Raw genomic sequence first — 14,672 nt, 5'->3', positions numbered from 1 at the left:
ACCGTTTGCGGCGCTTTACCCAATTGCCTGGTCAGTCCGCGAAATACGGTTTTGCCAATAGCGTCTGCATCGTCACCCGAGCGCTGCGTTCGGTTCGCGCCTGCAATCGCCGCACCCACGTCGATATCGCATGTGATTGCTGGTCCTTGAAGGCCAGATACACTTCTCCGCGCAAGGCGGAGTCAGCGGAGCACACATCACGAAAGATCAGGCTGTGTTCCGTATCAGGATCGACGATCAACAAATGCTCCCCGACGATCTCGAACAACAGCTTGTGCGGCGAATCGAAATCCCAGATCAGCTTTCCCGGTACTGCCGGTACTTCGCCCAGCGCATGCCGACAGTCGATGATCAACGAATCCAGCTTCAGCCAGGCGGCTTTCGACAACCGGCAAGTCACATGACCCTGACCCATTCGCAGAATCAGGGTCGTCACGTCATCGGGGATCAAAGGCAGCAGATCATCCAGCCTGTTGCTTCCCTCAACGGTCAGTACCTGAGCGTTTCGCTCCAGGTAGTCAAACGTACCAATGCTTCTTCGTCCCGGATAGACGTTCAGGCCTCCCTCGCGCCGGTCGTGCAGCAGCACATTCGAGCGTTGCTGCGTACCCAGCAGTACGGGTTCGGTGGGCAGCATTTTGTCGGCAAGTTTTATCAGTCTCGCGCTTTGCGAGTCATACCATTGCAAACTGCCGGGCGCAGACTCGACGAGTACGAATGTTTCATGATCCACATCGCTCAGCAACGTTTGCAGTCGCTCAACCAACGGCTCGTGCTGCGCATTAACCCAGTCCTGACTGACACCGGTAATCACTTCAGGCTCGAGGTAACTCAACCTCAGCGAGACACCGTCCACCGTCGTTCCTGTTAACCCGGCGCCTTCGATGGACACTTCGGCAAACCGCCAATCGGCCCAATCCTGTCCGGGCGTCGGCAACCCGTCCGTATGCAGCAACTGCGCGCCTTCATCAAACGCATCGACCAGCGACTGTGGCTCGACCAGTTCCTGGCTCCAGATTGCACCGCTGGCCAGATCAAACAACCAGCCCGATCGGTTGTCCGGCGTCACGCCCAGCAGGCGTACAGACTTGTCGCGGCCAAGATCACACAGCAGCAAATGATCGTTGATGTACCAAGCGTTGAGGTAACCGTCTCCCGTGGCGTTTTTTAAGCCGATGATGGCAAAACTGTCCATCGAATAGCGCCTGGCTAGCGGCTCCAGCGCCTGCCACCAATGGCTGTGATCCTTCAGCCACTGCTCACCGACCCCACCCAACTGCAATTCTCCTGACATTGTCAGATTGAAGAACCGGCCTTGATCGTCCAGGACCAGGTAGCCATTTTCGACAGCCATCACCTGCTTCAGCCCCTCAGGTTCAACCCATCGGTGCGACCATTGCACCAGCCCCTCTTGCGCGGTCATTTGCAAACGACAGAGCGTCTGATCGAGACGGTTGTAGATGAAATACAGATCGCTTTCGTCCGCCATCGGCAACAGCACCATGTCGCTCAGGTTCTTGATCGAGTCGTGCCAGCCACGGGCATGACGGGGCAAAGGCAGCGGGTGGATCAAAAGCCGGTCACGGCTGCGCACCCACACCAGGTCGCGCTTGTCAGGATCGAATGCCCAACAGACCGAAACATACGGTGCCGGCTGCCAGTCAAGCGTCGAAAAGCCATCCACCGCCGACACGGCGCGGGGCGTCAGGTACGTGCCCAGCACCACTGACCAGTCCTTCAGCGTCTTGTCGGCGAAAACCTTCGCCTGCAACTCGCGATTCTGCTCGTAGGTGACGGAGCTCAACAGCAGTTGGCCATCGTGAATCAGATAACCGAACAGCTGAGTCCCCGTCGCACCCACCACGGTCTGCACGAAGTGAATCGTGCCCTGCTCATCCGCTTGCAAGTCACCGATGGTGCTTTTGCCCTCCGCCAGCAATAAGCGATAGCGATTCTTGAGCAATCCTGTGATCGCATCCACCTGCCAGATATCGTAGCTGTCCGGCACACAAAACCAGGCGAAGCCACCGCTCACCAACGCCAGCTGTGCACTGTCGGTTTCACCCGCACGCTCGTTGCGGATGTACAGAAAGCGGTCTTCCTGCGCGTCATACCAGGCCCTGACATAACGCGGCTGATGTGGCGACTCGAATGGAATCAACCAATCCCTGATTGGCGTATAGGCCAGTGTCAGACGATGCTCCTGAGCCAAAGATTTGTAATGTTCGAGCAATGCTTGTTCATTGAGCCCAAACGGCGCGCGTTGCTCGAGGATGGTCAACTGGCGTCTGGCCCAGTCAATGCCGAACATCTGTCCGTCGGCTGTACCGATCATCACCTCGTGGGCCCCCTCGCCAAGCTTCACTTGCACATCACCGATGTAAAGCTCGCTCGTTGCCTCAATTCGAATGTCGGCTTCATTGGCCCATGTGGCGTGTAACTGCCAACGGCTCGCTTGCAAACTCTGTGTATGCAGCTCGACGTTGCCACCGCGACTGAGCGTCAGTGCGCAGGCATTGCCGGACCCGGTGATCCTGTACGTCAGTTTGCCCTTCCAGACATCCGGCAATGACGGCATCACCAGCGTGCGCTCAATACCATCCAACTGAACCTCGATGAGCGTATCGCGATAATCGGGCAACAGGCGCCGCACGATGTAATGGGAGGGAAAAGAGTAAAACGAGAACAGAAACAACCAGTCACCGTCAGGCTTCTTTTGCTCCAGACGCCTTGCCGTGTCAAAGCCGCGGTCGTGGCGTAAATTGGCGAACGGTAGCGCCTGATACTCATAGCCGTAGCAGGTCTGCGGGGTGCAAGGCAGTACGATCGGTTGCGCGACAGGCGGGGTGAATCCGATCCGGTCAGGCAGCTTCAACTGACTGCGGATATCAATCGCCCGGGAATAGTCGGCATCGAAGTCCGCTACGCCGAAGTGATTGCGCAACGGGTATAGCTTCGGACTGTCGAGCGACACCGTGCCCGCCCCCAGATCAATTCGCTTGATGATCAATGCGGGGTTGGCAATCCAGGCATCGAACTCAGAATCGAAGTGATACCCGACACCCCGATAAGCCTCCTCCATGTCGGCGAAAAAGTTGCCGACGCCCTGCGCATCTCGAGCAATGACAGCAAAGCCTTGGGCCAGCGCCGCGACACCTACCGCCAGCCCGCCAAGGATCACCCCGGCACCACCCAATACCGCTGCGGCCGTCGACGCGCCAGTCAACGCGGCCCCGATGCCACCTGCGGTCAATGCGAGGCTGGCAGAGTCGAAGGCCAGTTGCGTGCCGAACTGCGCTTGTTCAACGCCATCCTGTGCATTGCCAAGCTGATAAATATCAAAACCGACGTTAGCCAGCCCCAACACGGCGCCGACACCTTCATTGGCCGTATGCCCCAAGGCTTCACCGACGACGGATGAAGTGGTGCGCGCAATGATCTTCACCTCGTTCAATGCGGTGCGAACCAGTCGAATCAGGCCGACCACATCCACCACGTTTCCATGCAAAAGTTGCGCATAGTTGAGGTAAGCATGCAGACGTACCGCCATGGTCAATGTGCGTCCGTCTCCTTCGCGATTGCGCAACGCGTTCATCAAAGCCTGAATCGTAAACCCGGCATTGAGCGTGTGTACGCTGCCAGCCTCGGTCGGATCCGGCACACCGGCGGATTGCTGCGGTTTGCGCGCCAGCGTGGAAAACTGCTCGGACAACCAGTGTTTGATGCGCAACAGCCGGTAGTCATCGCTGACCACTTCGACCACGTGTTCGGGGTTCGCGGGATCAACCAGGCTCAGTTGGTAGTGGCCCTGCGATGTAACCTGCAGGGTTTCAAACAATGGCACCAAAGGTGTCACCCCAGTATGCAGTTCTTGCAACGCCGCCGTGGCGCTGGCGATCTGCTGTCCCCACCAGTGGCTGTCCAGGCCCAACAGACTGGCCCCCAGGTGTGAGTTTTCCATCAGCGAGCGTCCATGCGCACTGTCAAGGCGCTGACGAATCTTGCCAGGCGGTTGCTTCGGCAGCGAATCCGGACCGAGCAGTTTTGCTACCTCAAAACCGCTTGAAAGGTGCAAAGCCGAAATCTGATCGCCATGCAATTCCACCAGATCGAACCGAGGACCGTTTTCGCCAGCGTACGCTGCGTAATAGTCGGCCATTTTCTGACGTACGAAAAAGTGCTCGAGCGCACGTTGTAACTGGGCGGCGCTTTCGAACTCGAACAGACCGAAATTGGGGTCATAAAAATGGTAAGTCGCCACGTTACCCACTACAGTTTTCGCCACCAGCATCGAATGGTTTTCGGAGTTGAGCATCATCGTGCGAGTACCGGTGTGACTCTCCAGAGCGGCGCCGACCTGCTTCAGATCGGCGTGGCCAAACGGTGTGCCGACTTCACTCAACGCAGTACCACGAAGCTCTTCCAGTGCGAGCCCAAAAGCGATCGAATCACTTTGCTGCGGCTCAAGAGCCGCCAGATAAAAGCGCTCACGCAATCGATGAGAGGCCAGCCCGCCTTCGGTCAAGGCTGCGCTCATCACCAACGCCAATGGATAACAACGTCCTCCAATCGTCTCGCCGATACCGTTGAGCATCAAATCCTGAGGCACCAGTTTGACGCTGCGGGATTCGCTATCGAATTCACTGAGTACCTGGTCCAGTTTCTCGCCGACCAGGAGACGATGCTCCTTGGTGGCGACCTGCTGAATCTGCGCCGCACATCGCCCCCACTGCTGCTGGGTATACGCCTTCATCAGTGCAGCCTTTTTCAGACTCAGCGCACTGGCTGGCGAGGCTTCAGACTCGACAGCAGCGAAATTCAGACCACTCAGAAATGCCGGAGCCTTGAGTTGATAAAGCTGTCGCTCAATCGCCGCGTAACGACTCGACACCCCCAGTTTGTGAAAGCTGTTGACCAGGTTGTCGAGTTCGACGCTGTATTTCTCGAAATTAATGCTGTGCAGTGAGTCCATTCCCAACAGAACACCGAGTGACAATCGCTGCAATGGCGTGAGATGGAGAACATCCAGTTCGCCATTGCCCATTGCCACCAATACTTCGTCCAGCCCCAGTTCCTGAATCCGTGCATCGCCAAGAAACACCGGAGGCAGTGCATTGTGGGCTTGTTGTTTGATCAACTGACGATCGCCAAAGCTCAGCGGCAGCGCGGCTTCAAAGTTGATTACACCGCTGTGCTGCTCCTGCATCGCCTTGATGAATGGCTCGCCGAGTCCATCGATCAGACCTTGCAATACACTGGAGAGCAGAACCGCTCTTCCCTCGATCAATGGCCAGCCCTGTTCGAACTCGATGGCCGAGCCCTTGAGCAGCTCGGCCATATCACCGCTGTAGCGCGTGCGGTACTGGCCCTTTTGCCAGCGCTCTTGCTCGCCGCTGACCCACTTCACGGCATCATTCTCATTTTCTTTCCAGGAGTGATCCAGTTCCTCCTCCGTGACGCGATTAACGCTGACTCGCGGAGCAATGGATGCGTCATCGCGAAGGATTTGCCCGTCATGCTCGGTCAGGTGAATTCGCCCGAAATCGTCCATGCCGTCACGGACAGCACGGGGGCCACTGAGGTAGACGGTGCTCTCGCTTTGCGGACGAATACCATCACTGAAGTAGCGCGCAGCCGAATAGGCCAGATAATCTGCAGAAATGGAACGCTCTGAAGACAGGTCAATCAAAGGCCCCCAACGGCTCGCAATAAACTCTTCAGCCAATGGCTGCATACTCGTCGAATCGATCAACGCTATTCTTTGTTGTGCTGCCCGGCGAATAGCGTCATTGACCACCTCATAGTTGAATCGAATGCGCCCAATAATGGTTTGCAGCATTGCCGCGCGAGGATGAGCCATCAGAAACGCGTTATTGATCGAACTGTTCTGAGCCACGGCCCGCACAGCGAACGGCCGTACCAGACGATCTGCCGGAAGCTCGAAGACTTGCCTCATGGCGGGCTGGCTTTGAGCAAACGCCTCAAGCGCCGAGCGAGATGCCTGAGGGATGTTGTCGACATGATTGCCATAACTGCTACGCATCGCCGCGCGTCCTGGCATCCAGTGCGGATTTTTGTCGAGCAAGAGCTGCAATACGCCCAAACGCTGGGGATCGGTAAAGGCGCTGATGTCCGTATCACCGATACTCTTACGCAATGGCGGCAAATTATCGACGTCGGCATAGCTCCCGCCTTCGCCATACAGGACCTCGGCACGAACGACATCAGACGCTGCCGCGAGATTGCCGCGCAGGCGAGTTTCCTGCTCGTAAATACCTTGCAACTGTATAAGCCTGTCACTGCCATCAAGATCACGTAACTGAAAACCATCACCGAGTTGCACTTCTATGCTCTCGCGGTTTCGTGACTTAAGCGCTTCCAGGACGTTGGCATCCTGACCATAAGCGCGAGTCAGTAAATCAATCCGGGCATCATCAGCCAACTCACCTCTGGCGACCGCTGCATTGATATGCGCCGCCATTTGTTGTTTCAAAACAATTGCCCGAGCTTCAAAAAGAGAAGCCAGTTCATTTTCGGAAACGGTTTTCCCAGCCACCTGGTTTAGAGCATCTGCCTTGGCAGCTTCAACAATCAGTTTGTTGGTTTGATATGCGAGCAGTGCATCGCTGTCGTACCAGAGATTGAACGTATAGCCGTGCTCGGCAAGCACCTGTTTCCACACATTCAGATAATCTCGCTGAATGGCACCGATACCACCACCGACCCATACAAAGTGCACAACCCTGGGGACTTCCGTCGCTGGGGTATTGACCAGCCCAGCACTGTACTGAACGAGAGATTCGAAACTCTCGACCTTGTCATAAATATCTGAAACATTCGGTTCTGTTTCATCCGCGCGGGCCGTTGACGAGCCCACACCACGCTTGCTCCGCTTGCCTTGGCGCAGGGGTTCCAGTGTCTGGCGCAACAGTCTTACCGGCTCCAGCAACCTTGATGAGCCCGTTCTTTCCAGGCATGCATCGTAATAACGCATGACCTCTTCGTAAACCGGGAAACCCTCATAAGGCAACAAAGCCTGCTGGAGGTCTACGAGATTTATAACGTTTTCGAAATTGACTTCAACAGTTTCAAGCTTATTGATGTTCTGCACAGAGTTTTGCCTCAGCAAAAAAAAGAGAGGCCAAACTAACGAGCAAACACGACCCATTCAAACTCAAATAAAATCAAACATTGTCAGGCAAAACAAATTGCAATCACCCTGACAAAAACGCAAACATTATAATAATCACAACCACTGCCCCCGCTGAAAGCCACAACAAAACAGCCGCCACGGTTACACAAACAAAACAAAAAAAAATAATCACCGACAACTTTTGACGATCCTTGATTGAAAATTTTATATATTTCAGGACAAGATCTTAATCACTGTTACCAGTTCAACTATTGCCTCATCACCGCGCATCTGTAAAAAAGTCGCAATCCATTGTTCGAGCGTAAACCTGAATACTTGAGTGTCGACGCTGACTGCCAACACCATGTGTTTTCTCGCCTCGGAGTATGGCGGATCGACATCTCTGACTATCAGCGTGTGAGCACTGTCCGGGTCAGTAAACATCAGATGCCCGTCGACCAGCGACATTAACAAACGTGCGCAGTCAGCCATTTCGAGAAGCAGCAGGTTTGAGCCCGCATCTTCAGCGTTATCTGCCAGCCGCGTATCGACCACAATGCAGTCCAGACGCTGCCAGGCCTGGTCCGTAATGCGATACCCGGCGGTCCGGGATCCAAAGGCCAGAATCAGTGTGTCGACGCCATCGGGCAACAATGCTGTGATATCAGTCACTCCATCGCTCAAAGCAATGGATAACACCTCGCCTTCACACTGCGCGTGGCAGTCTGGAATCCACACCGAATCATGATCGGCAGGACCCGGGCTGAATATGAGTCCGTCAACCGGGTCGAACAGCAGCGGAGCAGAGCTTTGGCGCGGGCCAAGAAATATTGGCCACGAGCCATCGTGCCGACCGGCGATTTCAAAAAGCCGATCCGCCGCGGGCACGTAATACGTATAGCGATTACCGGTATTTACGACCGGCAGAACCGACGCATGGGTCTGCCCCACCAGTAATGCCTTCAGGCGCGCCAGCAACTGCTCAGCCGTCTGGCCCAGAACGTACGACCAGCGATTTTCCACGCTGACGATCCGCGCAGGCTGCTGATCGTGCAACTCGACATTGACCCCGTCGCGAGTCTGCCCGATCAGACCTTGCCCACGCGCCAGCACTTGCACAAACGACCATTGCGCCCAGACTCTTTCTGCGTGGGGCAATTGCTCCGGGATAACGCGTTGCGGTCCCGCAGCGAAAGCGACGCGCAGTGTCTCGATCGCAACGAGTGGTTGGCGATAAAGCTGCCCGGCCGAGCCATCCAGCAACCACGCCGCCTGTTTGTCCGGGGTGAGTCCCAACAGCGTCAATTGCGCCTCAGCGCTGACATCTGTCAGTACGAACTGTTCATTGATGCACCACGCCGCCAGGAACGCAGTACCGGCGCGGTTACCCAACCCTATTATCGGGAACGGCTCGGATTTATGTGCGTTGGCCAGCGCGGGCAAGGCATCCAGCCAATTTGGGGTTTGCTGCAGCCATCGCTGACCGAGGCCGACAAACTTCAGAATGCTCGGTCTGGCAGCCTCGCCAATCCATTGCTCGTCTTTGACGGTGATGTCATGGAGGTCGATCTCGAAGAGACGGCCATCGGACTTGGTGGCAATGTTGCGACCGGCCGTTTGCGTTACCTCGACAATATCGCGCTCGATGACAAAGTTGATGAATCGCCCGGGCCTCGGTTCGACGCCCCGGCTGATCGTCTGCGCCCGCTTGCTGTAAAACAGCAGTGCACCACTCTCGGGGTCGGACGGCATCAGCATCACCATGTCCGCGTCACTGCCCAACCCCGCCGAGAAATATTTGCCTGTGCGCTTGTTGACCCAGGCACGCTGGCGCAAACCTTCGAAAAAGCAGGTACGGGCGTAAACGAACGGTGCATATGCCCAGGTGCTGATGGCAGCGGCCATGCCCGGTGTTTCATCGTCATACGCGCCGAAGGTTGTGAAGTGATGCAACTCTCCTTGTCCGGGCCGAGCGGTGGGTTCCTCGATGAAGGACGACTTGATCCCCGTCATCACCACCGCCGAATCCGTTATGCGGTACTCCAGCGTGGTTTCGGTTTCACTGATACGGGCATCGATCAGCAAGCGCTGCACCATTCGCAAACTGCCATCGGCGTCCTGGACACAGCCAATGATGTGCGCGCCGGTGGCAGGATTCAGCAAACGGTAGCGATGCACGACCGTGCCGGTTATCGCGTCGACCCGCCAGACCGTCGCACAGTGTGGATGGTAGAACCAGGCATGGCGGGAGTTGGCGCCGCCCAACACCACACCCTCATTGACCGCGCTTGGCAGATTGCGCGCGTACAACAGGCGATCCCGGCTCGCTTCATACCAGGCAGTGGTCAGCGTCGCGGGGCCGGCGGAATTGAATGGCACCCGGAATCCGTACAGCGGCACAGACTGCGCAACCAATCGTCCTTCACTCGCCAGTTTGCGCAACAACGCCAGGGTTTGCGCCAGGCGGCGTTGATCGTCGAAGGTGACAGACTGCAAGCGCAAAAGGTTTTCCCATCCGTCGACCCGGAACAGGCCCTCCGCCAGTTCGATGAAGCCATCGAACACCGACAGCGCCATGCCGCCGACCATCAGTTGGCCTGCGTCAGGCTGTCCCCAGGCTGTGCCGACAAAACTGACCTGATCCAGACGAACCCAGGTCGCATGCACTATCCAGGTGGCCTGACCACGAAATCTCACAGCGACCAGGCCGGGCACGAGCCTGACCTGGTACTGTCCTGCGGGGGCGATGATCTCGTAGGAGATCTTGTTCTGCACCGGTGCGTCCAGCGTCGGCACCAGCAACTGCCGCACTTGCTGGTCCAGAACCACGTTGATGTCTGTCGGTTTATAGACCGGATGCAGCTTGTAAAGAATGTGTGGCAGCGACGGGGTCGTGGTGAGGTAGAAACGCCTGTTCCCGTGTTCGTCATATTCCAGAGCGTCTGCCGTGCGGTCGGACAATTGCGGGTAGCGGGTTTCAGTGTTGCTATCGCCAGCGTCGCCCACCTCAAAGGGCAACGGCTCATAGGTATAGCCACCCAACCCTTTCACCTGATACTCGTAACCGTAGTAACAGGTCGGCGTGCAAGGCAGCACCAGTGTCTCAAGCGCATCGGTTTCATCTCGGTACAAATGGACGACTTCCGGCAATTGCAGGGCCTTGCGGATATCGAGAGAACGATGAATCTGCTGCGGGTCATCGTTGTATTGCGGCAGTTCCAACGGCCCGCCTTTCCACGGGTAAAACTTCTGGCTGTCGAAGCGCACTTCATTGTTTTGCAGGTTCACGCTGACAATGACGGCCTCTGCGGGAAATTGCACAACCTTGCCCTTGAGGGTGTACGCACCGCGCCTGTAAGCATTGCGGATCGCGCGCAGATGGTGACCCACGGCCGTGGCCTTGTCCCTGATCTGCCCCAGATTGCTGGCGATGGCCGTCACCCCGATGCCGACACCCAGTAGCGGCACCGACAGGACAGCCGCCGCCGTACTTACCGCCCCGCCAGCCGCCAAAGCAACAACATCCAGCCCCAAGGCCGCAACGTTGAATGCCAGTGAGGTGGAGAACCGCGAGCGTTGCTCGTGGCTCTCGGCCACCGACAGGCTGTGGAGATCGAAGCCGATGTTGGCGAGCGAAAATACAAATCCGCCTGCCGTGGCGACACGCCCCAGCAGACGCCCGGACAACGACGACTGACCAAGCGCCAATGCCCGTTCGCTGGCCGCTACCTGACGCACCAGATTGATCGTCTGCGCCGTGTCGCTCAACACACCAAAACTCAACTGCGCATAGCTGAAATAGACCTGCACTTGCAGGGCTATCGACAAAACCGGCGCCCGCTCGCCATCAACCTGATAGTCACGATGGCGCATTTCAGTGACCAACGCCTGGATCGCGAAGGCGAAACTCAGACGACTGCCGCCGTCGGCTTCGACGGCGGCACTTGGCTTGCCCGCCAATGCGCCAACCAAACGCTGAAGGTGTTTTTTAAGCCTGTCGAAGCGTGCATCGGCGGTGCCGACCGTCAGTGATCTGCCCGGGTTCTGCACATCCACCAGCGTCAGCGAATAACCCGTTTCTGAGTTTGCCTTGACCGTATCCAGGAGTGGCAAATAGTTGCGACCCAGTGTGTGTTCAGCGCGCAATTGCCGGGTCGCATGATCAAATTCCTGCGCCCAGTAACGCGCGTCCAACTGCGCGAGGCTGGCCCCCAGCCGCGCGTTTTCACTGAGTGAGCGAGTGCGCGCCACAGCTTGCTTCGCCCAGACCGAAGCCGCCTGAGGGTCGGCGATGGCTGCGGTTTGCAAAAAACTCTCGACTCGTAACCCGGACGACATTGTCCGCTCGGCGAGCGCAACGGTGTCCAGTTCGATTACATCGAACTGCGCAGAACCGATGTCAGCCAAGCCGTACAACCTGGCCAAAGTGTCGTCGCGCAAGTAACGCTCCACGGCCTCCTTCAATTGCGCATATCCGGTAAACCCGTAAATCGCAAAATTGGGGTCATAAAAGCGATAGAGCGTTTGCTCATCCACTTGCACTTTGGCCACCAGCAAAGCGTGATTGCCTGTATCGAGCAGCAGGACGCCGGGGGCGGTTTTCGCTTCCAGTGTCTGCATCACACTGTCGAGGCTTTGCCGGCCGCGAGCCTGTCCGATCGCACGCTCGGGCACCTCGCGCAGTTCATCCAGCGCACTGAGCAATGCCCGCGAATCAACGTCTTCCGGTCTCAGGCTGGCGTTGGCCACACGTCCGATCAGTGCACGCTCGGCCAACCCGCCAGCCGCCACGGCGGCGCCCATCAACAGCGCGAGCGGATAGCAACGACGTCCCGGATCGCCCGGGGTGCGCAGCAACAGATCCTGCGGCAACTGTCTGACGGAGACGGCTCCGGCCTGGAAGAACGCATCGCGCACCTGTCCACTACGCTTGAAAATGTGCGTGTGATATTCACGTTGTGCCGTGCGATTGATCTGTCCGATGCCCTCGCCCCAGTGTTTCAACGTCAGCGGTGCGCTCATCGCCAGCGCCTTGAGTTCGCGCGCCGTGTGCGTGCCGTGGATGTTCACAACGGCGAGACCGGCCTCGAAGGCCGGCGACGCGTGCTCAATCAGTGCCTTTTCGATGGCGTGGTATCGGGCGAACAATCCGCCTTCGGAGGTTTCCCGAGCAACGTCCATGATGCTCTGCCAGGCAGGGGCAAACCCGGCAGCATCGAGACTCTTCGCGCCAAACATTGCGCCGAGGATCACGCGCTGCAGGGGGCTGAGTTGTTCAACCACCAACGAGCCATGGTCGACGAGAGTGAACAACTCGTTGAGGTTGCCAGTGGCCTCGGCGCCATGGGAAAACGGAATCTCACTAACGGTTTGCGCGCGTATCTGCTCACGGTTGTCGATACTGATGGAGATGGCTGAATTGAACGTAATCTCGCCGCTCAACTTCTCCCTCATCGCGCGCATGAACGGCTCGCCCAGATCGTCCATCAATTGCTGCAATACCGGGGTCAGCAACACCGGCTTGCTTTCAATGACCGGCCAGCCCTGTTTGAAGGTCAGCGTGTGCGGTTTCAACAGATCTGCCAACTGGCCGGCGTAGCGCGACTTGAGTTTGCCGGTTCGCCACTTCTCCCGCTCTTCGAGTAACCATTGCTCGGCCTTACCGTCGACGGTCCAGCCGGAGATCATCTCTTCCTCGGTGTGGGTGTTGTAGCCCTCCAACAACTTCAAGCGTTGACGAATCTGCACCTGTCGATCGGGTTGCAAGTGTTGTTCTATGTATTTGAGCAGCGCGGCCGCGGCGGCCCCTGGGCCGGTCAAGGTGATGGTGCCGCGCGCTTCAAGGCGAATGCCATCGCGGTAATAGGTAAAAATCGCGTCGATCAACCTGGAGCGGAACACATCGCTCTGTGCTTCAGGCGGCTTGCCCTGCGCCTGAGCCGCATTGACCACATTTTCGACCACATCAAACATCCGCGTCTGGTCCGCCGGGTCCATGCCGGCGACCGCCGCCCGGCGCTCCGCTTCCAGCAGGCAGTCATAATTGAGGCGGATCATCTGCATGTACGCCAGGGTCATGGCACTGCCGGGATGGGCGAGCATGTGCGCATTCATTTCGCCCCAGTCCGGCAAGCCATAGGCCGTTCCCAGACGAAGCGCGTCCCGTGGCACCGCGCGATCTTGTGGTGCGACAAAGATCTCGCTTAGCGGGTGTTGCTCACGGGCAAACGCTGTCAATGCCTCGAGATGTTCTGCGGGGATCTTGTCGGTGCGATCGAGATAGCGTTGCCGGTCGCGTCCCGGCATCAGCGCTTCATTGTGGTTCAACAGCAATTGCAAAACGCCGATTCGGCCTTCTTCGCCGACGCTGGATATATCGACGCCTGCCAACGTGTCCGCCAGCGGTGGCAAGTAATCCATGTCGCTGTAACGGCCGCCCTCCAGGTACTCGGCCTGCAACCGCACCACATCGCTCGCCGCTGCGAAGTTGCCACGCATGGCCACTTCGCGTTGGTAGACATCCTGCAGAAAGTGTCCGGCAAATTCGTGGCTGACATCACGCAGCTGCAAGTCCGCACCAACCATCGCCTGATGCGTCTGCAGGCAGCGTTGGCGAAAGGCTTCGAGCGTCGCTCGATCCTTGCCGTAAGCGCGGACCAGCAAGTCGATACGCGCCTCGTCGGCTCGACCGAGCCACTGCGGTTGCTGGAGATGCGCAAACATCTGCTGCTTGAGCACCCGTGCACGGTCTTCGATCATCTGCGACAGCTGAAAGGCCTTGTCGACTTTGTCACCGCCCGCTTCCATCGCCGCCGCTCTGGCGCTGTCGAGAATCACCCGGTTCATTTCAAAGGCCAGCAATGCATCACTGTCGTACCAGAGGTTGAAGCGGTAACCCTGCGGCTCCAGCACCTGGCGCCAGATGTTCATGTAGTCGCGCTGATTGCCCCCGATTTCACTGCCGCCCACCCAGACAAAATGCATGATTTTCGCCACGGGCCGGGCCTCGCCATGGAGCATGGCGTGCGTATCCTCCAGCCTGGTGACAGACTTGACGAGATCCGATCGGATCTGGCCGATGGCTTCGGAAACGGGCAGAGCCCTGCGTTGGAGCAACGATTCCAGCGCCTCCTGAAACAGCTTGATCAACAGCAGTCGCTGCGGGTCATCAGTGGTTTGTCTGGCAAGTTCATAGTGCGACAGCAACGCCTTGTATTCAGCGCTGCCGGCAAACGCGCTCAGCGCCCGCCGCAGCTGCGAGAAGTCTTTGGCGGACATGATTTCGTACGGCTGGTTGGTTTTCATCGTGACACTTCTTCAATAGCGGCTTCGTTGACCACGAAACTATTGAGCCGAAGCGCCCCACTCAAACCGCAAAAAACTCAAGCGGTGTCCGGTGAAACATCCAATAACACTCAAGGTTTACGCTTGAACCATGTGGCAATGAATTGCCTGTTTTCTTACCCGCGTACAAACGCACAAGGCCGCCAATCCAGAAGATTGGCGGCCTTGTGTTCGAGCGGGATGACTCAATCCGGAT

2 protein-coding genes are annotated in these 14,672 nt (G+C 57.5%); both read right to left on the bottom strand.

The genetic code is table 11. From position 1 onward, the window contains the following. Positions 1–31 precede the first annotated feature (31 nt). A complete protein-coding gene (locus PspR84_RS03335) occupies positions 32–7,111 on the bottom strand; it encodes a TcdA/TcdB pore-forming domain-containing protein (protein ID WP_238785207.1) in 7,080 nt (2,359 codons plus the stop codon). A gap of 255 nt (positions 7,112–7,366) precedes the next feature. Then, positions 7,367–14,437, bottom strand: a complete 7,071-nt coding sequence (locus tag PspR84_RS03330; RefSeq protein WP_160055454.1) for a TcdA/TcdB catalytic glycosyltransferase domain-containing protein — start codon at positions 14,435–14,437, stop codon at positions 7,367–7,369. Positions 14,438–14,672 lie beyond the last annotated feature (235 nt).

The sequence above is a fragment of the Pseudomonas sp. R84 genome (assembly GCF_009834515.1).
Taxonomy (GTDB): Bacteria; Pseudomonadota; Gammaproteobacteria; order Pseudomonadales; family Pseudomonadaceae; genus Aquipseudomonas.
The sequence above is the reverse complement of the archived record's forward strand: the minus strand, read 5'-3'. Positions and strand labels throughout refer to the sequence as shown.

Coding starts and splice junctions, on each gene's coding strand:
- PspR84_RS03330 (WP_160055454.1), bottom strand. CDS start 14,437: ATGAAAACCAACCAGCCGTACGAAATCATGTCCGCCAAAGACTTCTCG.